The 24823-nt window shown below is 41.9% G+C and carries 29 protein-coding genes; 8 read left to right on the forward strand and 21 right to left on the reverse strand.

All coding sequences use genetic code 11. The features are described from left to right. Nucleotides 1–4 precede the first annotated feature (4 nt). From AC0VXY_RS12510 to AC0VXY_RS12525, 4 genes are all read left to right on the forward strand, one after another. Entirely contained in the window at nucleotides 5–784 is a 780-nt protein-coding gene (locus AC0VXY_RS12510) for an undecaprenyl-diphosphate phosphatase (RefSeq protein ID WP_435990433.1), read from the forward strand. A gap of 10 nt (nucleotides 785–794) precedes the next feature. Then, nucleotides 795–1394 carry an undecaprenyl phosphate transporter UptA gene (uptA, locus tag AC0VXY_RS12515; protein WP_475525441.1) on the forward strand — a complete coding sequence of 200 codons (600 nt, stop codon included), beginning with the start codon at nucleotides 795–797 and terminating at the stop codon, nucleotides 1392–1394. Nucleotides 1395–1457: 63 nt separating this feature from the next. After that, a complete protein-coding gene (locus AC0VXY_RS12520) occupies nucleotides 1458–2588 on the forward strand; it encodes an amidohydrolase (protein ID WP_475525442.1) in 1131 nt (376 codons plus the stop codon). A 278-nt stretch (nucleotides 2589–2866) separates the two neighbouring features. Further along, nucleotides 2867–3424, forward strand: a complete 558-nt coding sequence (locus AC0VXY_RS12525) for a GNAT family N-acetyltransferase (protein WP_435990430.1) — start codon at nucleotides 2867–2869, stop codon at nucleotides 3422–3424. A gap of 62 nt (nucleotides 3425–3486) precedes the next feature. Here AC0VXY_RS12525 and AC0VXY_RS12530 read toward each other — a convergent pair whose 3' ends face one another. From AC0VXY_RS12530 to AC0VXY_RS12560, 7 genes are all read right to left on the reverse strand, one after another. After that, entirely contained in the window at nucleotides 3487–4065 is a 579-nt protein-coding gene (locus AC0VXY_RS12530) for a hypothetical protein (protein WP_435990429.1), read from the reverse strand. A gap of 181 nt (nucleotides 4066–4246) precedes the next feature. Then, nucleotides 4247–4396 carry a YflJ family protein gene (locus AC0VXY_RS12535; protein ID WP_435990428.1) on the reverse strand — a complete coding sequence of 50 codons (150 nt, stop codon included), beginning with the start codon at nucleotides 4394–4396 and terminating at the stop codon, nucleotides 4247–4249. Between the two features lie 60 nt (nucleotides 4397–4456). After that, complete coding sequence (locus AC0VXY_RS12540; protein WP_475525443.1) at nucleotides 4457–5527, reverse strand: undecaprenyldiphospho-muramoylpentapeptide beta-N-acetylglucosaminyltransferase; 1071 nt, start codon at nucleotides 5525–5527, stop codon at nucleotides 4457–4459. Between the two features lie 149 nt (nucleotides 5528–5676). Then, nucleotides 5677–7155, reverse strand: a complete 1479-nt coding sequence (locus AC0VXY_RS12545) for a phytoene desaturase family protein (RefSeq protein WP_475525444.1) — start codon at nucleotides 7153–7155, stop codon at nucleotides 5677–5679. Further along, a complete protein-coding gene (locus AC0VXY_RS12550) occupies nucleotides 7152–8246 on the reverse strand; it encodes a glycosyltransferase family 2 protein (RefSeq protein WP_435990425.1) in 1095 nt (364 codons plus the stop codon). Before AC0VXY_RS12550 ends, AC0VXY_RS12545 begins: the two co-directional genes overlap by 4 nt. A 13-nt stretch (nucleotides 8247–8259) precedes the next feature. Then, complete coding sequence (locus AC0VXY_RS12555) at nucleotides 8260–8976, reverse strand: lysophospholipid acyltransferase family protein (protein WP_435990424.1); 717 nt, start codon at nucleotides 8974–8976, stop codon at nucleotides 8260–8262. Continuing rightward, entirely contained in the window at nucleotides 8973–9740 is a 768-nt protein-coding gene (locus AC0VXY_RS12560; RefSeq protein ID WP_435990423.1) for a carotenoid biosynthesis protein, read from the reverse strand. The genes AC0VXY_RS12555 and AC0VXY_RS12560 overlap by 4 nt, the downstream gene beginning before the upstream one ends. Before the next feature lie 150 nt (nucleotides 9741–9890). Between AC0VXY_RS12560 and AC0VXY_RS12565 the strand changes: the two genes are divergently transcribed. Then, nucleotides 9891–11249, forward strand: coding sequence for an MATE family efflux transporter (locus tag AC0VXY_RS12565; RefSeq protein ID WP_435990422.1), 1359 nt, complete (start codon nucleotides 9891–9893; stop codon nucleotides 11247–11249). Nucleotides 11250–11307: 58 nt separating this feature from the next. On the opposite strand, the gene AC0VXY_RS12570 is transcribed toward AC0VXY_RS12565, so the two are convergent. From AC0VXY_RS12570 to AC0VXY_RS12585, 4 genes are all read right to left on the reverse strand, one after another. Next, complete coding sequence (locus tag AC0VXY_RS12570) at nucleotides 11308–12084, reverse strand: SDR family oxidoreductase (protein ID WP_435990421.1); 777 nt, start codon at nucleotides 12082–12084, stop codon at nucleotides 11308–11310. Nucleotides 12085–12263: 179 nt separating this feature from the next. After that, on the reverse strand, nucleotides 12264–13064 hold the full coding sequence (locus tag AC0VXY_RS12575; RefSeq protein ID WP_435990420.1) for a CAP domain-containing protein: 801 nt from the start codon (nucleotides 13062–13064) through the stop codon (nucleotides 12264–12266). Between the two features lie 319 nt (nucleotides 13065–13383). After that, nucleotides 13384–13743 carry a hypothetical protein gene (locus tag AC0VXY_RS12580; protein WP_435990419.1) on the reverse strand — a complete coding sequence of 120 codons (360 nt, stop codon included), beginning with the start codon at nucleotides 13741–13743 and terminating at the stop codon, nucleotides 13384–13386. Between the two features lie 84 nt (nucleotides 13744–13827). Next, the gene (locus AC0VXY_RS12585; RefSeq protein WP_475525445.1) at nucleotides 13828–14112 is read right to left on the reverse strand and encodes a hypothetical protein; all 285 of its coding nucleotides are present in this window, start codon (nucleotides 14110–14112) and stop codon (nucleotides 13828–13830) included. 71 nt (nucleotides 14113–14183) lie between these two features. Between AC0VXY_RS12585 and AC0VXY_RS12590 the strand changes: the two genes are divergently transcribed. Then, the gene (locus AC0VXY_RS12590; RefSeq protein ID WP_224519717.1) at nucleotides 14184–14432 is read left to right on the forward strand and encodes a DNA alkylation repair protein; all 249 of its coding nucleotides are present in this window, start codon (nucleotides 14184–14186) and stop codon (nucleotides 14430–14432) included. 67 nt (nucleotides 14433–14499) lie between these two features. Here AC0VXY_RS12590 and AC0VXY_RS12595 read toward each other — a convergent pair whose 3' ends face one another. The 7 genes from AC0VXY_RS12595 to deoD all read right to left on the reverse strand — a co-directional run bounded on the left by AC0VXY_RS12595 (nucleotide 14500) and on the right by deoD (nucleotide 22060). Continuing rightward, the gene (locus AC0VXY_RS12595; protein WP_435990417.1) at nucleotides 14500–16119 is read right to left on the reverse strand and encodes an MDR family MFS transporter; all 1620 of its coding nucleotides are present in this window, start codon (nucleotides 16117–16119) and stop codon (nucleotides 14500–14502) included. A 182-nt stretch (nucleotides 16120–16301) separates the two neighbouring features. Further along, nucleotides 16302–16676, reverse strand: a complete 375-nt coding sequence (locus AC0VXY_RS12600) for a MarR family winged helix-turn-helix transcriptional regulator (protein WP_475525446.1) — start codon at nucleotides 16674–16676, stop codon at nucleotides 16302–16304. A 249-nt stretch (nucleotides 16677–16925) separates the two neighbouring features. Further along, a complete protein-coding gene (locus tag AC0VXY_RS12605) occupies nucleotides 16926–17846 on the reverse strand; it encodes a CobW family GTP-binding protein (RefSeq protein ID WP_475525447.1) in 921 nt (306 codons plus the stop codon). 172 nt (nucleotides 17847–18018) lie between these two features. After that, nucleotides 18019–19479 (reverse strand): lmo1851 family serine protease, encoded by a 1461-nt coding sequence (locus AC0VXY_RS12610; protein ID WP_475525448.1) that lies wholly within the window; start codon nucleotides 19477–19479, stop codon nucleotides 18019–18021. Nucleotides 19480–19596: 117 nt separating this feature from the next. After that, nucleotides 19597–20184, reverse strand: a complete 588-nt coding sequence (locus AC0VXY_RS12615; protein WP_475525450.1) for a YitT family protein — start codon at nucleotides 20182–20184, stop codon at nucleotides 19597–19599. A gap of 177 nt (nucleotides 20185–20361) precedes the next feature. Then, a complete protein-coding gene (locus AC0VXY_RS12620; protein WP_475525451.1) occupies nucleotides 20362–21207 on the reverse strand; it encodes a M15 family metallopeptidase in 846 nt (281 codons plus the stop codon). Between the two features lie 148 nt (nucleotides 21208–21355). Continuing rightward, entirely contained in the window at nucleotides 21356–22060 is a 705-nt protein-coding gene (gene deoD / locus AC0VXY_RS12625; protein WP_034758629.1) for a purine-nucleoside phosphorylase, read from the reverse strand. A gap of 130 nt (nucleotides 22061–22190) precedes the next feature. Between deoD and AC0VXY_RS12630 the strand changes: the two genes are divergently transcribed. Both AC0VXY_RS12630 and AC0VXY_RS12635 read left to right on the forward strand, forming a co-directional pair. Continuing rightward, nucleotides 22191–22313 carry a hypothetical protein gene (locus AC0VXY_RS12630; RefSeq protein WP_261750612.1) on the forward strand — a complete coding sequence of 41 codons (123 nt, stop codon included), beginning with the start codon at nucleotides 22191–22193 and terminating at the stop codon, nucleotides 22311–22313. A 17-nt stretch (nucleotides 22314–22330) separates the two neighbouring features. Next, nucleotides 22331–22474: a hypothetical protein gene (locus AC0VXY_RS12635; protein WP_435990411.1), complete on the forward strand. Its 144-nt coding sequence runs from the start codon at nucleotides 22331–22333 to the stop codon at nucleotides 22472–22474. A 69-nt stretch (nucleotides 22475–22543) separates the two neighbouring features. On the opposite strand, the gene AC0VXY_RS12640 is transcribed toward AC0VXY_RS12635, so the two are convergent. From AC0VXY_RS12640 to AC0VXY_RS12650, 3 genes are all read right to left on the reverse strand, one after another. After that, complete coding sequence (locus AC0VXY_RS12640; protein ID WP_435990410.1) at nucleotides 22544–22864, reverse strand: YodL domain-containing protein; 321 nt, start codon at nucleotides 22862–22864, stop codon at nucleotides 22544–22546. Between the two features lie 96 nt (nucleotides 22865–22960). Next, nucleotides 22961–23731, reverse strand: a complete 771-nt coding sequence (locus AC0VXY_RS12645) for a sporulation protein (protein WP_435990409.1) — start codon at nucleotides 23729–23731, stop codon at nucleotides 22961–22963. A gap of 18 nt (nucleotides 23732–23749) precedes the next feature. Beyond that, entirely contained in the window at nucleotides 23750–24547 is a 798-nt protein-coding gene (locus tag AC0VXY_RS12650) for a serine/threonine protein kinase (protein ID WP_475525452.1), read from the reverse strand. Between the last annotated feature and the right edge of the window lie 276 nt (nucleotides 24548–24823).

Here is a 24823-nt window from a genome sequence, read left to right on the forward strand (position 1 = left end):
GAATGTGAACAAAATCGAGGCTTTTATCCTCGGCGTTATACAAGGGTTAACAGAGTTTCTTCCGATCTCAAGCACCGGGCATCTTTATCTCGGCAGACTTGCTTTCGGACTGGAAGAAGCCGGGCTCTTCCTGGATACGATGCTTCATATCGGTACTTTGATTGCCGTCTTTGTCGTTTATCAGAAGGAACTTTTATACATGTTGAGGCACCCATTCAGTAAATTATCCTGGATCCTCATCATCGGGACCATCCCTGCTGTCATTATAGGATTTATGTTCGAAGACTATTTTGACGCTATATCAAAGACAGGGGCTACCATCGGTTGGGAGTTTCTTGTGACAGGGTGCATTATGTATGTCGCTGACGGCGTAAAGAAAGGCTACAAGAAGTTGGATGATCTTTCTTATACAGATGCTTTGGTGATTGGCAGCTTCCAGGCTGCTGCCATATTTCCCGCCCTTTCAAGGTCCGGTTTAACGATAGCAGCCGGATTATTCAGGAAATTGGACAGAGAGACAGCAGCCTATTTCTCCTTCCTCCTTTCTACCCCTGCCATTCTTGGAGGTATCGTGCTTCAAGGAAAAGAAATGATCGGTGGCGGGGCTGAAGCGATCCCTTTCTCAAGTTTAGCCATCGGAACAGTCAGCGCTGCAGTATTCGGTTATTTCGCCATTATGACCATGGTGAATTTCTTAAAAAAGCACTCTCTGAAAATATTCTCCTATTACGTTTGGGCTTTGGGTCTCTTGATTCTCATTCTTCAATACTCAGGATTCATGTAGGAGGATAAATATGAACCATGAATGGATTTTACACGTCCTTACATTTTTAACCGATTTAGGATATGCGGGAATCTCTTTCGCACTCATGATTGAAGTCATCCCGAGCGAGCTTGTCCTGAGCTATGCAGGTTTTATGGTAAACGCCGGAAAACTTACATTTATTGGAGCCTTCATCAGCGGTGTCGTCGGTGGGACCGTAGCTCAGTTGTTTCTTTACTGGCTTGGCTATTATGGAGGCAGACCGTTTTTTGAAAAATACGGAAAATATCTGTTCATTCATTCAAAACACATTCTTGCAGCAGAGAAATGGTTTGAGAAGCATGGGACGATCGTCATATTCACGGCACGTTTTATACCAATCGTAAGGCATGCCATCAGTATACCCGCCGGCATAAGCCGCATGCCCTTCTCTACATTCACTCTGTACACGTTTGCAGCTATGCTCCCCTGGACATTGTTGTTTATGATCATCGGGATGGAGCTGGGTACACACTGGGAGCATATTGAAGTCATCGGGACTCGCTATATTAAACCCCTCAGTTTAATAGCTGTTCTCTCAACCCTTTTTTATCTGATTTATTCAAATAGAAGAAATAAAAGAATGGATTAACTTCTTTTTTTACTGAAAATTGTTTAAAATAAGAAGGAAACAAGCCTCACGAAAGGAAAAACGATGAATTCCATACTTTTAAAAAACGTAACCATCTATCCCATTACATCAAAGCCTATTCATAATGGAGCTTTACTCATAAAAGGCGGAAAAATCAAACAAATATACTCCCATGACGTGGATGGATTCCACCACTCTTCCGTGTACGATTGTCAGGGGAAATTCCTTTTTCCCGGATTCATTGATTGCCACACTCATTTAGGCCTCTACGACGAAGGTACAGGCTGGGCAGGTAACGACGCCAATGAAACCATCGAACCGATGACCCCTCATATCAGGGCCTTCGACGGTGTATACCCATTGGACCCGGGCTTTAAAGACGCCCTTAAATATGGCGTCACCACTGTGAATGTCATGCCCGGAAGCGCGAATGTGATCGGGGGTACCACAGCGGTGATCAAAACACATGGTTCTAACATCAGGTCCATGCTTATCAAAGAAACCTCCGGATTGAAAATCGCTTTAGGCGAGAATCCGAAACGAATCCATAGCACTGGAAACAATGATTCCATTACAAGGATGGGGATCATGGGGATGCTCAGGGAAGCGTTTTTCTCTGCTAAATATTGTGATCAGCCAGAGGAACTGAGAGTTGCACCTTTAGTATCTGCCTTGAAACGGGAAATCCCTGTGCGGATCCATGCTCACAGGGCAGACGATATCTTATCCGCAGTGCGTTTCGCTGAAGAATTCAATCTCGACCTCCGGATTGAACATTGCACTGAGGGTCACCTCATATCAGATGAACTGAAAGGAAGGAACTTAAAAGTTTCTGTAGGTCCGACGTTTACAAGACGCTCGAAGGTGGAGCTTAAGAACAAGAGCTGGATCACCTACCAGAAATTGACGGAAGCCGGTGTCGAAGTGTCGGTTACGACCGACCACCCTTACACCCCCATCCAGTATTTGAACATGTGTGCGGCGATTGCCGTGCGTGAAGGACTGGAGGAACAGAAGGCATTGGAAGGGATCACCATTGCTCCTGCCAGAAACCTTGGTGTATCTGACAGGATCGGCAGTATCGAAGTAAATAAGGATGCCGATCTGGTCCTTTGGAGCCACCACCCATTCCACTTTATGGCAAAGCCTATGTTGACATTCGTCAATGGGGAAATAGCTTATCAAAACGTGTAGAAATTTGTTAAAAATTTTCTTCAAAAATCAGCATTTTACCTATTTCCTTTTTGAGATATTTCGTATATGATACAGATGGATAATATATTTCCGATTACAAAAACGCGATTTATTTTATATAATGAGCGACTGTAATGAAGGGAAGGCAAAAGGTGCGCCACCAGTTTCTTGACTGGTCTTAGTGGGTTCGATTCCCACCCCGAAATTTTTTAGTTACCATTTAAAAATTTCGAGGGTGGGATCGTACGCGAGTAGACTGCCCTCAAGGAGGGTCTACTATGATCAAGAAACGTGAATTACATGAGTGTCATGAACTTTATGACCTGATGGCGCACCCGGATGTCTTCCCTTTTGTGCGTCAAAAAGCGTATTCCTATGATGAACTTCTTTTTCTGACAAAACAAACCATTGAAGCAGAAGAACGGGGAGAACTTATTTCCCGGACGATTTTGGACGAGTGGGGCAACCCTATCGGAACGATTAATTTATTCGACATCCAGGAAAATGCAGGGTTCCTTGGTACTTGGCTCGGGAAGCCGTTTCATGGCAAAGGGTATAACCAGCCGGCGAAGGATGCATTTTTTTCCGAGTTATTTTTTGAACTGGGCATGGAAACCATCTTTATGAGAATCAGAAAGGTGAATACCCGTTCACAAAAAGCCGCAGAAAAGCTGCCTTATGTCGTAAAAGCAAACGAATCAAGGAAATCTCTCTATGATCAATTAAATGCTCAAGAAGACGTGTATGATCTGTATGAGATTCCGAAAGATTTGTACACCCTTTATTTATATCAGCTTCAGCAGTCCCCGGAAGAAGAGCAGGCGCTTGAAGCGTAAAGACAGAAAAAGGTTATCACATAGGCATTTACCTATTGTGATAACCTTTTTGTTAAGTCGGATTAAAAGGAGGCATGGATCATAAAAAATATAGTAAAGGTGATGGCAAGTTTCAAATGCCATTCTCGGTCCTTTCTTTTGAAACGCTTAAATCCCATGCCTACAAGGAAGAAGAGCGCGATACTCGAAAGGATCCCTGTTATATTTGTGAAGTCCCAATGGAAATCTCTGACGATTGCCAGAATTCCGTGTAACACTACACCTGCCGTTGCCAATAGCGCTAAGGGGACGTGCCATTTCCTCAACAGCTTTCCTGCAAATTGGACAAGGCGTTTTATTTCAATATCCTTCCACTTTAACCCTCTCAACCCTTTCCATTTCAATAACAGGAATATCGGAAAGATACTGAGGACGACAAAATAAATAATTCTTGCTGCGGACCCGAACTGTTTGAGGAATTCCTTGTAGGATTCCTCATTCATACCCATGAGCACTTCCTGATAAGCAGAAATGAGGAGAATTCCTGCAGCCGTTAGACAGGTGTTTAATCCCAAATAAAAGATGACATTTTTTCGTTCCTTTGGATTTGGGATGAATTTCGATAAAAATGATGGATGGCTGACTTTCGATTTGGATTCCATTTACTTTCTCCTATTATCATTAAGAATTATACGTTTACTATAACCCTCAAACATGAAAATTAAATGAAAATCCCATGAAATGATTATTACCCTCCAAAATCCGCTAAATAAATCGAAGCTGACTGTAATGATGCCTTATCTTACATTCCAAGATCAGCACCGATACTGTCAGCTCCGGTTTTTATTTTTGTTTAGCTATTTTCTCGAAATACAGGTTTCTTACCACAAATGTTTTATAATTCTCCAATTTCCTTTTTTCTAAAGGATGATGATTGATTCCCATCTTTTTAAGTTCTTGAAGATACCATCCTTTTGAAAATTGATAGGCCATTCCACTTCTCCCCTTCAACCATTTGTATACTATATGCTTGATGGGGAGTCCAATGACTCTTTATCGGGACATGGACGAAAGTACCTCATACATATCCTGGATGGTGTAGGCTTTTTCACCTTTTTCCATATTGCGGATCATTATGTCACGATTTGCCTTAAGCTCATTGACTCCCGCCAAGAAGCTCTTTTCGTCCAATTCTTCTTCTTCCAGCTTTATCGCATAACCGTGTTTCACGAAACTGTTGGCATTGAGAATTTGATCTCCACGGCTCGCTTCTCTTGAGAGGGGGATCAATAACATCGGTTTCTTTAAAGCCAGGAATTCAAAGATTGAATTTGAACCGGCACGAGAGATCACGAAATCCGTCATTGCCAGATAATGAGGCAGTTCACCCTTGATGAATTCGTATTGACGATACCCTTTTTGTACAAGGCTTTCATCCACATTTCCTTTTCCGCAAATATGAATGATTTGAAAGGCAGAAAGCAGCTCTTCCAGATTCCCTCTTACCGCTTCATTGATTTTTCTTGCTCCAAGACTTCCTCCCATGATCATTAAAATGGGTTTATCCTCATAATAACCGGTTAATCTCTTTCCTTCTCGTGCATCACCCGTAAATAATTCTTCTCGGATGATGGCTCCTGCGCATAATGATTTTTCACTTGGAAGGGATTGGACCGTTTCTGGGAAGGTGGTAAATATTTTCGTTGCAAATGGGACGGCTAATTTATTGGCAAGTCCCGGAGTCACATCGGACTCGTGGATCGCTACAGGAACTTTTGCGATCTTAGCGGCCATCACGACCGGGACGGAAACGAATCCTCCTTTGGAAAAGATGATGTCCGGTTTCGTTTTCCTGATGACGGATAGTGCGTCAAACACTCCTTTCATCACTCGAAACGGATCTGAAAAGTTTTTCCAGGAAAAATATCTTCTAAGCTTCCCGCTTGAGATACTTTTATACGGGATATGGGGAAATTGTTCAGTAATGATTTCCTTTTCGATTCCATCTTCCGAACCTATATACGTTATGTCCCAACCTTCTTTTTCAAAGTGTGGAATCAGTGCTGTATTAACCGTGACGTGACCAGCTGATCCTCCGCCTGTAAATAATATACGCTTCTTCATATGTATAAACTCCTAACTCATATTCTGATTTCCTTCTCTCTAACCATTATACACTTTACCAAAAATACAGGCGGGATAGAACCACGAAAATTTGACAAAAAGAGAAGAGACCCTTTTCAACCTTCAAGGACTCTTTCTATTCATGAGAATTACCGGGATATATTGCCCCTATCCCTTTTCAAGATATAATTGGCTACATTTCTTCCACTTATCGTCACCATCGGGGATCCTCCCCCTGGGTGTGTCGTTCCACCTGTGTAGAAGAGATGTTTAATATCCTTGCTGATATTTGAAGGACGAAGAAATGCTTCGGTCATGCGGTGGGAGGCAAGGCCGTAAAGCGAGCCTTTATAGGCAGAGAATTTATGTTTTATGGTGTCCGGTGTGTAGATTTTCTCCACTTCCAGTGATTCCTTTATGGACAGTCCCTTTTCTTCTAATTTATGATAAATCTTCTCTTTATACGACTGAACTTGTTCATCTGTCAATTCAATGGCGGGTGCATTGACAAGGATAAACAAATTACTTCCCTTTGTGACGCTTGAATCTGTCGCCGCCGAATGGCTGATATAGATCGTGGGGTCACTCGGGAGCTTTTTTTCGGAGAAAATTTCTGTGAATTCCTTATGATAATCCCCGGTGAAATATACCTGGTGATGATGAATGGAATCTTGAAAGCTACTGAGTCCAGCCAGAATAACGAAAGCCGATATCGAAGGTTCAAATGAGTCAAGCTTGCCGTCAGGATGACTCGGTCGATCCCCCTCCTTGATCAATTCTTTCGTAGCCGTGATGAAATCCCCATTCACGATCACGTCATCAGCAGGAAGAAATTCTCCATCTTCTGTTATCACACCGACTGCCTTTTTCCCCTTCACCACGATCTCTTTCATTCGTATTCCCAAACGTATCCTTCCACCGAGTTCCTGGAAGAAACGACTAAACCCTTCTGCAATCCTCGGGTTTCCACCTTTTGTATAATACACCCCGTCTTTCATCTCAAGATGACCGATCAATGAAAAGGTGGCAGGGCACTCATAAGGTGATGAGCCAATATACGTCGCATACCGATTGAACACTTTCAACACTTCTTCATCTTGAAAGAACCTTCTATGAAAATGATCCATTTTCTCAAAGGGACGGACCTTCACAAAGCTATAGGAAAGACTGGGTGAAAGATAATCCCTCCATGAACCAAATACCCGGTAAAAAAATCCTCTCTCGGCTAATGAATAAAGCTTTTCTACTTCTTTTAAATACTCTGTATAATGGGCTGCCCCATAAGGATCGATCCCTTTAAGCCCGTTCATCATTTCTTCGGGGTCGGCTGATTGATAGAGGACCCTTCCATCCGGAAAAACGTTTTTCGTATGTTTCACGAGTCTTTCAAATTCAAAATAACGAGAGGAGTCCCCTCCTGCATCATTGATCACTGATTGAAAGACGTGAGGCATCGTAATCGTGTTCGGGCCAAAATCAAAGGAGTAGCCGTCGATTTCAACCCGCATCATTTTCCCACCGGTGTGATGGTTCTGTTCTACGACCGTAACGTTATATCCTTTACTTTGAAGGGATATCGCTGCAGACAATCCCCCTAATCCCCCGCCAATGATGATGATATTCTTCATGAATAGGTCCTTCCTTTCCACGTGTATCCCTGATTTTTCAATCCCCTCAGCATAGACGCCCACATGATGAAGATAAAGAAGATGGAAGCGATAGGAATCAATAGAAAATGCCACTTTGATTGATTGGAAGCGATGTCGATCATGAAAGTTTGCACCCAGATTCCCATCAATGGAAGAACGTACCCCCACTCCCCCGAAATCAAACCATAAAGGGCTAAAGGCAGAGGGAGTATGAAGAAAACGGTATAAAATAGGGAAAGAAGGATAACCGATATCGGACTTCTTCCAGTGCCTATATAAATATTCTTCAGAAATCCTTCCCATACTTCCTTATTCGTTTCATACATATGGCAGGTCACCTCAAAGCTATTATTGACGAGTGTCACCTTCCACCCGTTTTCCTTTACCTTCCTGGAGATATGAACATCCTCAAGAAGAGACGACTTAACAGCCTCATGTCCACCGCAATCCTCGTATGCTTCCTTCTTGAAAAACATAAAAGCTCCATGGGCTGCCGTGAATGCACTTCTGGTCGTATGGTTTGCCACGGCGAGTGGCAGATGAAAATAGACGAGAAAATGCTGAAACGGCACCAGCATTTTACTGAGAAAGGTCGGTATGGGAAATTGGGGAAATCCCGTTACAAGCCCGGAATCATACCGTTCCATTTGGTACAGTACTTTTTCAATGATGGAGGGTGAAACCCTCACATCGGCGTCCAGAAATAGATAATACGAACCTGAGGCATGCCGACTAAGCTCGTTGCAGGCATGGACCTTTCCCACCCATCCTTTTGGGAGGGGCTTTCCATCGATGATCCTGAAACGGGGATCGCCTGATGTAAGATGTGTCAGGAGGTCTCTTGTGTGATCCGTCGACCCATCATCCAATAAAATAAATTCAGCGGGGGAATGGGTGATCTTTTTGATACTTTCGATCAGTCCTTCTACATTCCTTTCCTCGTTTCTCATTGGAACCAGGACTGACACCAAGTCACTTACAGCCGACTTACGGGATAGTTTTGGTAAAAACAGTAGATTGATAAACGTAGCCAGTACAAATAGGAATGTGATCAGTATATAATAATTCATTTTCTCTCCACCCCTACTTTCTTCCCTTCCAAAAACTCAACCACTCACTATTGGTCGGAAATCCTTTAATCAACAATTCAAATGCGGATATGTTTTCATGGATAATATCATTTTTCAAGTCATCCAGCCTGGTTTCCAAACCCATTCTTAAGTGACCTGACAGCTCTGCCCGTGTTGACTTCTGACTTGTAAACATGTCTTCCTGGCTAATCCGGATGAACAACTCGGGTCTTTGATCATGACGAAAAGTATAATAAAATGTGACCATCGTAACAGTGATTTCCGGATTCCGTTCGTACAAATAAGCGGGTCCACTCATAAAGGATAAGGGTCTCTTTTCAAGATGCTCTTCCTTCCCTTGAGGAAAGATCCAGACCGTTTTCTTCTCTTGTAAACACTTCTCAGCAAATTTCAATGAGGTGACCAGGTCTTTGGGAGAATGGGGATTAACAGAGAATGCGCCGATTTTCTGAAAGAAAGAGAAATCCTCCATTCCTTTCTGGCTCATCATTGCGAAGCTGTCTTCCTTTATTACATGATGATTTATGTAAAAGACCATCAAACCATCCCACCAGCTTGAATGATTGGTAAGTACCAGATGGCCTGAACCCTGTTGAAACGAATCTCGTTGGTCTTCGATCCACACACGATAAAAGTGCTTCTTGAGCTGATAAGTAAGATAGCCCGACAGCAGTTGTTGAAATCTCTTACTTTTTTTCGGTTCAATCATGTTACCTTCTCCAATCGTGTCCTAAGAATGAGCGATGCCGCGTAAATTGATGAAGTGACAAGAACGGCAAGCCATAGCCCTTCCACCATAGCCGTCACCATAAACATCAAGATCACAAGGAAGTATAACCTCCTCATCCGGTTGCTCCATTTGGTAGTGAAAATTTCTTGCTTGACCCATACATACAAGAAGCATTGAATGAAAAAAGAAACAAAAAACCACCCTAAGAAGTTTTGAGTGGGGATATCATAGTACGGTCCCCCTTGATCCCATATCCAGTATTCCCTGCCTTTAAAGGCAACGGGGTCGATGATCAAATCCATTGTCACCGCTAATAGAGAGGTCACCGTACTATATACTAACGCTCCCCCGATTGTCTTCGTCCTTTTAAAGAAGAACTCATAGTGTGCCATACTGGTGAATACCACCATGACCCAGGCGAAGCCAATTGTCACTGGGACATCGAATAATTGAAAACCAAAATCCTTTTTATAATGATAAGACCCGAATATCAGACCGTAATGGACGCCTAAACTCTCGGCGAAAATCGTAAGCAACATGATGCCTAAAGAAATGATCAGCCCGGCTCTGGTCTCGAACCTCTTCATTGCATAAAGAATGGCCAATATCCCTGCTAAATATAAGAAGACGGCATTTGCCCATTGTAGAGACGGAGGCAGCCAGTCGAAAGAAACCAGGATAATCCCCACCCCATACCAAATGATAAACACTATCCAAATCCAGTCCTGCCATTGTTTAGTCATTCTTTCCCTCCCATAAGGTCATTTCCCTTAATCCATAATGAGTGCTCGTTTGGTAAGCATATTTCACTCTCTATCCCCATGAAAATATGGTACAGTATGATAGTGAAATCACCATGCAGTATCTGAAGGCATACAGGAGGAGTACGTCCAATGAGAGAAACTCATACAATGAAAGATAAGATCAAACAGCTGTCCATCATACTCATCCCCATCCTTGTGACGCAGCTTGGGATGTTTGCCATGAATTTCTTCGACACGATCATGTCAGGGAAGTATTCTCCCATTGATCTTGCGGGTGTTGCGATTGGCTCTTCTCTTTGGGTACCGGTCTTTACAGGATTAAGCGGAATCCTTTTGGCCGTGACGCCAATCGTCGCCCAGTTGAATGGACACGGCAATAAGAGAGAAGTTCCCCGTACTGTGCTTCAAGGTGTATATGCAGCCATCGCTTTATCCCTTATCGTCATGGTGATTGGGGGACTTGCCCTCAATCCGATATTAAACGGGATGAATATAGAACCGGAAGTCCGTATTGTGGCGAAAGAGTATCTCATTGCCCTCTCGTTCGGAATGATTCCCTTATTTATCTATAATGTACTAAGATCATTCATCGACGCCCTGGGGATGACGAGGGTGACCATGTTCATTACTCTCATGTCCCTGCCGATTAATGTCGTGTTCAATTATCTTCTTATTTTTGGTAAGTTGGGACTTCCTGCATTTGGAGGAGTGGGTGCAGGTGTTGCGTCTGCCATCACCTATTGGCTGATTACACTCATCGCCTTCTGGGTCGTCCATACGAAAGGTCCTTTTAGCCAATATAATATTTTCCGGACCATCCATAAGCCTGACCTTGCTAAGTGGAAAGAAATTTTTGTGATCGGTGTACCGATTGGTTTATCCATTTTCTTCGAAGTCAGCATTTTTTCAGCCGTCACTTTGTTGATGAGCAATTACGATACAGTGGTAATCGCGGCTCACCAGGCAGCGATCAATTTTGCATCCTTCCTCTATATGATCCCACTGAGCATCTCTATGGCCTTGACCATCGTTGTAGGCTTTGAGGTCGGTGCAAAGAGGCTTCGTGATGCAAAGGTTTACAGTTGGATGGGTGTGAGCTTTGCATTGCTTTTAGCTGTCATATATGGAGTCATATTACTCTTCTTCCGTTCTGAAATCGCCTATCTATACTCAGATGATGCGTATGTATTAGAATTAACGGGACACTTCTTATTATATGCCGTATTCTTCCAGCTTTCAGACGCGATACAAGCCCCCGTCCAAGGTGCGCTTAGAGGATATAAGGATGTCAATATCACCTTTATCATGGCTCTTGTATCATATTGGGTGATCGGACTACCATTAGGATATTTTCTTGCCAACTACACAAATTTCGGACCGTACGGCTACTGGCTTGGGCTTACATCGGGCTTAACGGCAGGCGCGGTTACTTTGTCAGGTCGGCTCCTATCTATACAAAAGAAATACAGAAAACAATATAGTCATTAAAAGTGTATAAGAAATTAGTGACTGAAAGAGCAACGGACTGAATCACTGCCTTTGCTCTTTATTGATGAAATACCTTTCCAAGTACATCCTTACCACCTGTTACGGGAATGATAGAACCGGTAATGAAATCAGATTCTTCCTGACAGAGGAATGAAATGATCCTTGCGAGATCTTCTCCTGTACCGGGTCGGCCAATCGGTGTATGTGAATCATGTTGTTCTTTCGCAATTCTAATTTCTCTTTCTTTCCAATCACCTACTATGTCACCCGGACAGACCATATTTGCCGTTATGCCGTTATGCGCTTCTTCAATTGAAATTGTTTTTGTGAAGGAAGCGAGGCCGGCTTTAGCTGCAGCGAATGCAGAACGGTAAATCCAGCCCGGTGCTGATTCGACCCTGTCATATCCAAATGTGATGATCCTTCCCCATTGTTTTTCACGCATCTTCGGGATCAATAACCTGGATAAGTAAAATACACTATTTAAATTCCCATTCACAATATAATTCCATTCCTCAGGGGAGTAATCGGCAAATGATTTTCTTTCTTTTACATAGGGTCCGGCATTGTGAATCAGGATGTCGACGCTCTCCACCTTACCCCAGATCTCTGATGCCATCCGTTCACATTCTTCCGGTACGGAAATATCCCCTTTGATCGGGATGATGGAATTGGAGTAGCACTGGGTTAATTCAGAAACCAACTTCTCCACAAAAGAATCATCGCTTCTATAGTTCAGGATGACCCTGTATCCTTGTTTAGAGAATTCCTCCACCGTCTTTCTTCCGATTCCCTTTGATCCGCCCGTTATGAGGACAACTTTATCTTGTTTCATCAAGCTCACTCCACGTACTCGTTATATTTCAATAGTATGAATGATTATCGGGAAATGCAAATCTAAGCTCTTACACATTTCGTTCAACCTGCTATAAAGAATGTCGCGTATGCAATCATATTATTAAGGGAAACTAAAAAAGCAGCCTCTCCAAAGAGAGACTGCTTTTGTTCATAAAATTACTTACCGATGAACTGTTGAGTCCAGTAGTTACCGTTCTCTACATATCCCACACCGATGTGAGTGTAGTTTGAGCTCATGATGTTTTTACGGTGACCTTCACTATTCATCCATGCCTCTACTACTTCTTCAGGAGTCTGTTGACCCATAGCGATGTTTTCACCTGCAGAGCTGTACTCGATACCAAACTGCTTCATCATGTCGAATGGTGAACCATACGTAGGGCTTGTATGAGAGAAGTAGTTGTTCGCTTGCATATCACGGGACTTCTCACGTGCTACCTTGCTTAATTCTGCATCTACTTTAAGAGCTGGAAGCCCTTGTTTTGCACGTTCCTGGTTAGTCAATTCCACTACTTTTTGTTCAAACTGACTTAGTTGACCAGATTGTTCAGTTGCTTGCTCTGATTGTTGTTTTTGCTTATTTGAAGTTGGAGCTGGAGCAGGTGCTTCCGACTTAGGTGCAGGAGCTTCTGCTTTTGGTGCTTCTGCCGGTGCAGGAGCTTCCGCTTTTGGTGCTTCCTTAGCTGGAGCAGGTGCAGCCGCCTCTGCTTTTGGAGCCTGTCCTTTCAATAATTCTTGTACATTTATATTTTGGCCGTTGATTTGGTATTTTGATAGAACATCTTGTACATATTTGTTTAGATCTTCTTGATTACCATTATATTTAAAGGCGTTCACTTTTTGAGCAACCTCACCTTGTGCTGGACACGGTGCTGCAGCGTCAGCTTTACCTGCTGCGAATGGAGTTGCTAATAATGTTAATGCTGTTGCTGCTGAAACCATCATTTTCTTATTCATAAAAATGAATTCCTCCTCAGTGAATGTGTTTTTCTTTGCTGCACATTCATCATACCACCCTGTTTTTGTTACATTTACGGGATAACTTGGTAACTAGTAATCAATTGTTCTATTTTGAAAGACAATTTCCTTATAGTAAGATAGTAACTATTGATTCTAGTAGGAAGAAAAGCATTTTTAAATGATTTACTTACATTTCCAACAGCTGAACGAATTGGATGCAGCAACTAATTATTACCGGTATCTGATTCTTGACAGGTTTTTAGCAACTCATCCAATGTAACGGATATTACAGTAACATTTCAAAGCAGGAAGGATTTCATTCCAAAGAAAGGTACTCATTGCATTTTTTGTCAGATCCGATGAGCAGATATCCCTTCACATCGAAGCCGAGCCGTTTTAATTGTCTCACACCCACATTACACTCGACGAAATTGCTTCCCATCACAATGACAGGCCTTTCAGGAATATCACTTGCATATCTTCGGATGTATCCACAAGGTAAGGCTATGACCTCTTCGCAATCTCCTTTAGACGAGTCCTGATAATCCCTGACATCCACTACTACATGTTTTGCTGTCACATCAAGGGAATTCCACCGTTTAGTTCGTACGGGAAAATATCGATAATACATCATATATGAGAGTACACTGACTAATAATAATGTTAGTAGAGGCATGGTATCACCCTTTTCATTAATCTCCCTTCATTATATACCCATTAAGGTATAAAAGAAAGATAACTGCTCAGATTTGCTTCTTGATCAGAGATTCTGTTCTTTCATTAATTGTGCATACATTTCGATATGTAACTGAATTAGCCGGACTTTAGCTTCGTTTGGCAAATCGGATTCAATAATTCTTTTAGTTGCTGAAAAATATTTAATTTCAATGGACTTACGAACCCTTGGGTGACTATTGGCATCTTCCAATTCACGTTTAATGGCTTCTTTCAAGACTTGTTCCGATAAAACGGCATCGTTTGTTAATACGCGGTTTTTCCATATTTGTCTGTAAGATACAAGCAAATCGTTGAATACTACTGACATATTCAATCATCCTTTACATAAAATCTTTATTCTTTATCCATACTAAAAAAAAATGAAGAAAGGTGATATCAATGACTACACCCTATCGCTGTCCCAGCTGTAAAACGAATCGAACCCGATTTAATATTATACAACAAGTACCTCAGAGTGTGAAACTTGATCCTGCTTCAGGAGAAGTCGTTCAGAATTACGAGCAAAATCAGCTCGAGCCATTTCACCTCGCTTACAACGGACCCCAGTTAAAAGTTCAATGTGCGGCTTGCGGCTTGGTGGAAGATGAAATGACCTTTAAGAAATTTGGAGAAAGTACAATGTCATAATCAGAAAGAGGGTAACCATGCCTGCTACTATCAGCAGACACGGTTACCCTCTTTTATCTAAAGGATTTTAGTGATTGGAAGCTTCTTTAAGCTCTGTTTCCTTTTCTTCCTCTGTAGCATCTTTATTTGACATCCTTAATGGGATCTCTTTCATAAAGAAGGTTAACACAAATCCAACAAGGAGAATCATGGCTCCAATAAAGAAGACGTTCGTTAACGCATAACTCAATGATTCTCTTACACCTTCCAGGATGGATGCATAGATCCCTTGGAATTCCTGTGGCAATGTTGATTGAAGCTCTTTTAATTTCCCACCGTTCATGATGTTCTGAGGGTCTTGAAGCTGCTTCATAACACCAGAAGTTTCAGGATCTGTCAGTAATGGAGAGTCTTTTACTGAAGACATTTTCTCTGTCATCTTTGAAGTCATGGAAGAATTCATCACGGTTCCCATGATCGCCACCCCTATAGTTCCGCCGATTTGTCTGAACAATTGTGTTGCAGCAGTGGCAACTCCAAGAAATTTATGCTGCACTGCGTTTTGAACCGTCAGTGTAAAGACAGGGAAGCTCAGGCCAAGTCCCGTTCCTACTATAATGATATTCACCAGGGCTCTGGCGTTTGTCGTATTCGTATCCATGAAGGATAAAAGAATCATACCCATACTCATGACGAACAGACCGATCAGTGCCAGAAACTTATATTTCCCTGTCTTCGTAATGATTTGTCCCCCGATCGTACTGGCAAATACCATACTCAATGTCATGGGCATCATCACAAGCCCGGATTTCGTCGCGGAAGTACCCATTACGCCTTGAATGAAGAACGGCATATACATAATGGCCCCGAACATCCCGGCTCCGAGAATGAATCCAATGATATTTGAAAGGGTGAAGATCTTATTTTTAAACAATTGTAGTGGAAGTACAGGATTACTTGCTCTTTTTTCCGTTATGATGAATAGGATCAGTGCTACAACCGAGGTAGTCAGTAGTCCAATGATTTGAAGGGAAACCCACTCATAATCGTTTCCACCCCACGTAAAGGCGAGTAATAACGGAATGATCGTTAAAGTTAGCATGATGGATCCCAGGTAATCCACTTTCAGGCCTCTATTCTGTTCTTGTGAAGGAAACATTTTATAAATCATCCCAAATGCGATGAATCCTACCGGAAGGAATACCCAGAAGACCCAGTGCCAATCGGCATTATCGACGATCCAGCCTCCAAGTGTCGGACCGAATACACTGGCTAAACCAAACACACTGCTCATCAGTCCCTGCCATTTCCCTCTTTCTCGGGGCGAGAATAAGTCCCCGACAGCGGTAAAGGCTGTGGACATGATCATCCCCGCCCCGAATCCTTGAATCCCACGGAAAATGATTAACTGTATAATGGAAGCAGATAATCCGTTTAAGAACGAACCGATCATGAAGACTCCAATTCCAAGTAAGATAAAAGGCTTCCTTCCATACATATCAGATAATTTACCGACCAATATGGCTGTTATGGAGCTGGTTAACATGAAGATGGTGAATACCCAGCTATAATAATCCATACCTCCGATTTCAGAAATGATTTTAGGCAATGCGGTCCCCACAATGGTTTGATTCAATGCGGCGAATAACATGGCTGACATGATCGCAATCATGATCAGTACTTTTTTTCGATGTTCCAAATGCTCCATATTCTCTGTCTCCCTCAATATTTATAGTATGAATAATTAACCAACTTAAGTAAATGAGCATAATAGAAGGGATGACCACTCTAAAGGTCAACCCTTTTTCATTCCTGTTAATATATGGCTGAACAACTCTGTTTCCGAAGCAGAACAGTGACATTTACAGGACATTATCTTGAAACAAGTTATTACTTACGAACGGATGAACTCAACAGTTTCTCAAACAGTTCGATCAGGTGCTCGATCTCCTCTTTTTCAAAGGTTTGGAATAACTGCTGAAAATAGTGCGACTTCTTCTCTTCACATTGTGCCAGCACTTCCACTCCTTGAGGAGTAACGGCCAACTCTACGACTCTACGATCTTCACTGGATCGCTGTCTTGTAATATAGCCTTTTTCCACTAGTGTATCTGTAATGGACGTAATGTGACTTGCGGAGACTTCCATTCGCTTTGAAATTTCCGAGGATTTCAGTGCACCATTTTCCCTGATGAGTTGAAGCACCCGGAATTCCCCATTTGAAATAAATTCTCCAAAGATGGTTCGAATATCTGATTTCATCATTCTAAAAACGGACCTGAACAGCCCTTCTAGCTCGAACAATTCTTTTCCCACTAAAAATCGACCTTTCTTACACTCAATAAATACTTCACTAAGTTAACTATTAAATAATATACATTTTATTCGATATTGTCAATGGTTAAAACTTGTTTGGTTTCATGGATACTGAAAACGTATACCCCAGCAATGAATAATATGAGTTCTACACTAAACAATAAAAAAACCATATTAGGACTCCCCCACCCCTCCAAATTATTTCGTCAGGTCAATCTTCTTTAAAGACTGTACTATTTCTTCTTTATGTAAATTTTCTCCGATTATGACGAAGTTGGTAGGGTATTTCATATCTCCGGGCATAAAGAGCGGCATGCAGTATGAATACTGAAACAATGTTGGATAGTTCCTTCCTTGCAATGGAACATACCCCTTCATTCTGTAAATGGAATCCGGCTGGGTTTTCACCCATTCTTCAAAGGCTTCTCCATTTACATTACCGCTGAACGTATAGACGACCGCCTGCAGAGTCAGATGGTCCCCAATGGCGGCCCGGTCGTATGATATTGCCTCTTGTTGTGCACTTAAAGATAGAATATCTTCCATGGATACCTGAGAATAATTCGTTAAATACACCTTGGCATTTTGATTAATTTGCTGCAGTTCGTAAGAGAATGTCCCTCGTTCCATTTCAGTAAGCAAGTCCATCTTATTCGCTATAATAAACTGGGCATGACGGATTTGTTCTCTCATCAAATGTAAGACAGCCGGACTGAAGTCCCCTCTATTACGCCATTGAAGGCCATCCACTATTGTAACGATTCCTCTGAACTCAAAACGATCGGCGAACAGAGGGGACAGAATGGAATCGACCACCTCAACTGGATGTGCAGCACCTGTTGTTTCTATGACCAGTACATCAAAGTCTTCGTTCACCAGAAGTTCCTGGAGCTGTGACTCCAATTTCTCTGAAATGGTACAGCAAATACACCCATCAAGAAGTTCACGCAATGCAGTGTCATCATCCACCGCATCACTATCGATGGATACACTTCCTAATTCATTCATCAATACCGCGGTTTTTTTATCATGATCCTTTAAGGATTTCAGCAATTGTTTAAGTAAAGTCGTTTTTCCACTTCCAAGAAATCCGGATAATATATAAACATCTTTTTTCATGTAATCTTCCTTTCCATTGATCCCTATACATATTTTATTAGAAAGTGAATAGGAACACAACGTACATCACGAATGGATAAGGTACGGGACAATCTACGCCAGGCAAGGAACCAAGACGATTGAAGCTACCTAATAAAAAAGATCCCAGGTGAAACCACCTGAGACCTTGAATTTATTGATCTTTATTTAACACTTCAATCGCTTTTTTCAGTTGAGGATCGTTTTCCTTCAGCTTTTCTCTTAGGTCGGTCATAAGCTTTAAGATGGTTTCCCCGTTCAGTGTACCTGTCTCTTCGAGGTCATTTTCCCCTTGGAATTCCTTAACAGCTGCCGTTGTATCAGCATCATAATAACCGTCTACTTTCCCGGGATCTAAATCCAGAGCTTCGAGCATTTGCTCTGCGGTTTTCACCTGATCTGATAAATCTTCTTCCTTTAGTTCCTTGTCTGGATTGATGTATGGAAGCTGGGCATAATCTGGCATCTTCACTTCGACATCTGGCTTGATGCCTTTTTCATGAATCCAATTTCCTTCAGGCGTCAGCCACTTAGCCGTGGTAAACTTCATATTTGAGCCATCTTTGAAGGTTTCTGCCGTTTGGACGGTCCCTTTACCGAAGGTCTTCGTTCCAACCAAAGGTATATCATTGGATTCGCTTACGGCTGCTGATAGAATTTCTGCAGCACTTGCACTTCCTCCATCAACCAGTACGGCTGTAGGGACTTCTACCTTCTGACCTGATTCTGACACATACTTTTCCACTTTACCATTACTGTCTTTCACCTGGAATAAGACTTCCCCTTCAGGCACAAACAGATTCGAGATCTTAACAGCTTGATCAAGTAATCCACCTGGATTTTGTCTAAGATCCAGAACGAGTTTCTTCATGCCTTTATCGTTCATTTCATTTAACGCTTCTGTCAGTTCTTTATACGTATTTTCTGAAAAACTCGTGATTTGGATTTCAGCTACACCATTATCTTTCATCTCTGCATAAACCGTTTCAATCGGAATCTCATCTCTGGTGATGGTGACCTCCATCGGTTTATCCTGGCCTGGCCGTTGAATGGTCAGCGTTACCTTTGTGCCTTTTTCTCCACGAATGAGGAGAACGGCATCTGTCACAGACATACCCTGAATGCTTTTGTCATCTACCTTCGTGATGATGTCGTTCGGCTGCAGGCCGGCTTTTTCTGCAGGGGAACCTTTAATTGGAGAAACGATGGATATATAGCCTTCTTTCTCCTGAATCTCTGCTCCGATTCCTTCAAACGAAGAAGAAATGCTTTCCTGGAACTTCTTCGCCTCTTCCTCGTTCATATAATCGGAATAAGGATCACCGACGCTATCGATCATCCCATTGATCGCACCGTTTACAAGTTTGTCCTGATCCAGGTCCTTGTAATAATTCTGGTTCAACTTATCATAGGCTTCATACAGCTTCTGAAATTCCGATCGTTCGGTAACCCCTACATTAACTGCCTTTTCATCTCCAAACGCCAATGCAAATGTTGTAATTCCTGCCGTTAGGAATACAAGGAAAAAAAGGAGCATGACGAATTTGAATTTTTTCATTTTTATAAAACTTGACTGGGTTTCTTGTTGTGACTGTTCTGTCTTATCTTGTTCCAAAGCTTCCACCACTTTCGTTGCTATGTATCTTGTGTGAATTTTCGTTTAGAATATCATGAAACATTCCGCTGAGCAATTTTAAGCTCATAACTTCTTTATTCTATCAGCTTTTCCATGTTAGCGAAAGGAAAATCCATCTTCTCCATTATGATGCGTCAAAAGCGTCGTAAAAAACCCCACCGTGCTTACAGCTAACAAAGAATATAAAAATGCTTCCACTCCAATAATGGGGAAGCCCGCCATAAGCACGACACTATCAAAGGCAAAGATCAGCTTACCGACATTCCATCCAAAACTCTTTCCAATTAACTGTGCCAATAAATCAGATCCACCCGTAGCGGAATTCCCCCTTAACATGAGGCCTATTCCGATCCCGACAAAAGCACCACCAAAAAAAGCACTCATTAGTGGAGGAAGGAGTATGAGGGTATGCCATTGATAAAAGTAATCAATCATCAAAGAGGACAACCATAGCCCATGAATACTGTTATAAAAAAGGATTCGATCTTTAAAGAAGGCAAGCAGATAAAGGGGGATACTGAGGAGAATGATGGTAAGACCGGGTTTCACACCAAGCCAATAGTGGGCAATCAAACCGATCCCGATCATGCCCCCATCGAGAAAATGATGGGGGACGAAAAATTGATTGATGCCTATCCCGACGAAAACACTGCCAATGATGATTATACTAAACACCCTCATCATACCATCCACCCACCCATTCCAAATTTGGACATCCCTTATTACTGTTGTATGTGGAAATACAAAAAAAGAGAACAAGGCGAAGGGAATTCATCCCTTTTGAGGCAGAAAGATCTTAGCATCCCTAAATCCCCATCTAAAAAAGGGTCAGGAACCATAGGCCCTGACCCTTTATCATCATTAGATTTTCTTTACATTATTAAAGTATTCTTCAAGTGTCCAATCATTTTCATGAATCACTTTAGCGGCGTCCATCCCAACATATCTATAGTGCCAAGGTTCATATTGATATTGGGTAATGGATACCTTATCTTCGGGGTAGCGAAGAATGAACCCGTACTTATATGCGTTCTCTGCCAGCCATTTTCCTTCTTTCGTATCAGCAAATTCTATATTTACTTGAAATTGGTTGCTTTGACTGGAAATATCCATAGCCAATCCTGATTGATGCTCACTTTGTCCCGGAGGCGCAACGGCCATGACTGCCTTTTCTTCACCGAATTGGGCTATTTCCCTATCCAGGAGCATTTTTTGGTATTCGTATGAACGGTAACCTGAAATGGCCGTCAAGAATACCCCTCCTGCTTTGGCATCTGCGAACATTTTTTCCAACTGCTCTGCAGCTTCTTTACGTAGGTGCGCTTTTTCAAGGTCCTCATCCCCGAATACGAATGGAACGTTTGGACGGACTAAATCTGCAGGTTTGTATTCATCTAATGCATATTCCTTATTTACCAATGCTAATAAATTGGAGGGATTTTGAATAACCTGTTTCCCGTCCACGACTTTTACGTCATTGAAGTATTGGGACTCTAATTGCAACTCTTTCGGATCCGCTTCTTCGGAAGGCTGCTGTTCCGGCAATGCTTGTTCATCCTGCCCGTTGTCAGGTGTTTGGACCTTTGGTTCCTTTTCCTGTGTCTCTTGCTGTTTTTGGCCAAATATTTCGTCTGACCACTCTTCTACTTGCGAACAACCTGATAACATAACCAGGGAGGCAGCAGTTACGAAGATGATCTTTTTCATACTTTCACCTAGTTTCTCTATAATGGTTCCATTCTCCATCTTATCATGTCCAGTGCTATATGTAAGCAGGAGAAACTTCACAAAATGAAAAACTGCCTATAAACCCGACTCGGGAGTGTAAGCAGTTTTTTCATATTGCCTCTATAAATTATTCTTGAATGGCCGCTTCTAAAGCCACTTCGATCATTTCATTGAAAGTCGTTTGACGCTCTTCTGAAGAGGTTTCTTCCCCCGTCAGGATATGGTCGCTTACAGTCAGAACCGAAAGTGCATTTCGACCATATTTAGCTGCCAATGTATAAAGGGCGGACGTTTCCATTTCAATGGCAAGAATACCATATTGAGCCCACTTTTCATGCTCCGCATTGTCATTATAAAACATGTCAGCAGTGAATACGTTTCCTACCTTCAGATTAAGTCCTTTTTCTACTCCTGCATCATATGCACGTTTTAATAGATCAAAGTTCGCTGTTGGAGAATAATCGATCCCATTGAACGTTAATTTATTCATTTGAGAATCAGTGGATGATGTCATTGCCAGGATGACGTCACGTACTTTCACGTCCTTTTGAATGGCACCACATGTACCGACACGAATCAGGTTCTGAACGTTATAACTTTGCATCAATTCATTAATATAAATTGAAATCGACGGGACACCCATTCCAGTTCCCTGCACCGAAATTCTTTTTCCTTTATACGTTCCTGTGTATCCAAACATATTACGGACTTCGTTGTAGCATGTTACATCTTCTAAGAACGTTTCTGCAATGTATTTTGCTCTAAGTGGATCCCCAGGTAAAAGAACTGTTTCTGCAATTTCGTTTTCTTTCGCATTAATATGTATACTCACTAACTATTCCTCCTATCAAGACTGTTGAAAGACCATTGTAATCCTTTTTTCGGACATATGCAACGCTAGGAAATGGAAGGATAAAATGCTGTTTGCGAGGTCAAAATAAAGGCAGAAGGAGTGATTAACCATGGCTAAAGAACAAATGAGCAAAAAACTGAAGCAAGCAGTACAACATGCAAATGAGACCAACCCTTCTACCCGGTCGGGGACACAACCAACCTCTTCAAGAACCGAAAAACTTAAATCATAACAAAGGGGGACACACGGATGGGAAAAAAACACCGAAATAGAATCAATGCCCCTAAGAAAAATAATCATATCCCAAAAGAAGCATTAGATGCCGAGCATAATGCACACGGGAAAGAGAATACAGGTAGAAATAGAAAAAATGGTCCTGGACATAACATGTAAGGACTTATAAAAAAGGAAAGAATCCGGCCACTGAGGCAGATCCTTTCCTTTTTTCGAACTTACCTTTATCTAATGAATGACGATCCGGTTCACCCTCTTCCAGCCATTTGGCTGGAGACGATAATAGTGGTGGCCCCTCCGTCCTTCATCAATGAAGACGATGTCACGTGTAGCAATATATCTGCCTTGATAATCCTTTGGAACCAAGTCTGGTACATTAAACGTCCTGAATGTCTGATACAGGGCTTCTTCATGATTATTTGCTTCTACCGAGATACGATAAACCTCCTCGTACCCTTTGTCCTCCCCATAATTAGGGGTTTGGAAAATGGTCACGTCATAGGTCGATCTCAAAAGCTTAGGACGAATGATTTTTTCAAGTAAAGGCATGAGCACCCCTCCGTCATTATGTTGTACTCATACAATTACACAAACAGCGTGTCGAATCCTTCTCAGATTCATAGGAATCTTTGTCGAATGGATTATTTACGCAAATTTGTCGATGGCTTGTTGAAGTTTCGATGCTAAATGGGGAATATCGGACGAGCCTATGGTCACCCTGACCATGGATTCATCCATTTCGAGAGCTTCCGCCAGGAATCCCCCCAGCCCCCTCGCCCGTCTGTCCACTTCCAGAAGCAATTCTACCTGGTCTTCCGATTGATTCAGGAACATCACTTCAAGTTCATCCAATTTACGTTGATATGGTCCATTCACCGGTACAAACTCAAACTCCTGAATGAAAGGATATCTCCCTCTGTAGCGTCTGGGCGCCTCTTCACATTCCACTGTGCGAATTCTGAAGCCGAGCTCCTGTACAGAAGTCAAGATGGCATTCGTCAAGTGATTCGGCACGATTTCAATATAGTCTTTGTCTTTTGGATCTACTGCATTTTTGATATCCACACCCGTAGCTACCCACACCCTGGTGTTCCCATATGTGATCGGAGTTTCAAAGGGGAGGGTGAAGGTAAATGGAAATTCTTTTTTTTCATTTTCCAAAACGGTGAATGGATTGGATATTTGCACCTTTTGAATTGGGGCGTAATCTGTATATTTCTTGTCATCCGATTCCCGAATATATGTAGTGAAAAGGGTTAAATAGATGGCATCGATACTCTGCTCCGTGCTTCCCCCCGTAATTTCCACCACCCCGTTTACCGTCTCCCCTGCAACGTAGCTCGATTTCTCCAATTTAGTATCCACTGTGGCTGCTCCAATACCGATTGAAGCAAATACTTTGTTAAAAAATGACATATGAAAATTCCTCCTCGTTTATTGTATGTGTAATATATGAATCACCTTTATTAAATCCCCGATCAACTCCGAGGCATCATGATATTCTTCGTCGATTTGCAGAAGTTTTCTCAGAATGGCTTTCGTATCATGATGAATAGGAAGCTCCTCTTCCCAACCTTTATCCCTATTACTCCCTGGCTCATAAGAAGAATAAAATAAAAATAATAGAAAATGACCAATTGCGTAATAATCACTTTTCTTCGATTTATCCCTCATATAATCCTTATGAGCTTCCAGGATAGTTGAATCTGTCCCTATTTCACACGCAAGACCAAAATCGATGATATGAATGGCACCACCATCAAAAAGAATATTAGGAATCCTTAAATCCCGGTGTACATACCCATTTTGATGAATGAAGTCCACTAATGTTATTACCTGCAAACCTACTCTTAAAGATTCTTCCTCTGAATACTTTTTTCCTTCTTGAAAAATCAATTCCTCAAAAGTACGACCACTCATTTTTTTCATGACAAGATAGGAAATCCCCTTATAATCGCCAGCCATGATGAATGCAGGGAAGTGGGGGTGAGTTAAAGTTTCCAGTGCATCCCTTTCATTCCGGACATATTGGACGTGATTGGAAAATAACTTCTTGTAAGGGCGTATTCGTTTCAAAATGGCTTCGTCTCCATTAGGGAGCAAGACACAATAAGTCGTACCATAGCTTCCTTTCCCAACTAAACGGATGATTTGGTATTCGTCGACCCTATCTCCCGGTTTCCAGGTATGTTCAAATGCATCGACGAGTCTGCGAAATAGAACATGAATCATCTATACTCCCTTGCCCCTTCAACTGCTAAAGAAACTGGAGAAAAAACTTTTGCTCTTATGCTTTTTATAGTGATGGTGTCCGAAATGTTTATGCTTCGGTGATTTATATTTTTTCCAGGCGTCACTGGAGCTGTAGTGGTGACGCTTTGAGCCTAATAAACTCTTAATGATCTTCTTTAACATAAATAAACCTCCCAAATAGTGATTCTCCTTCATTTGTATTTATATATACGATTCACTTCAAAGATTAGTTTCACACAAAAAATTATATCATCT

Source organism: Rossellomorea sp. QJM3NY_18 (assembly GCF_056173145.1).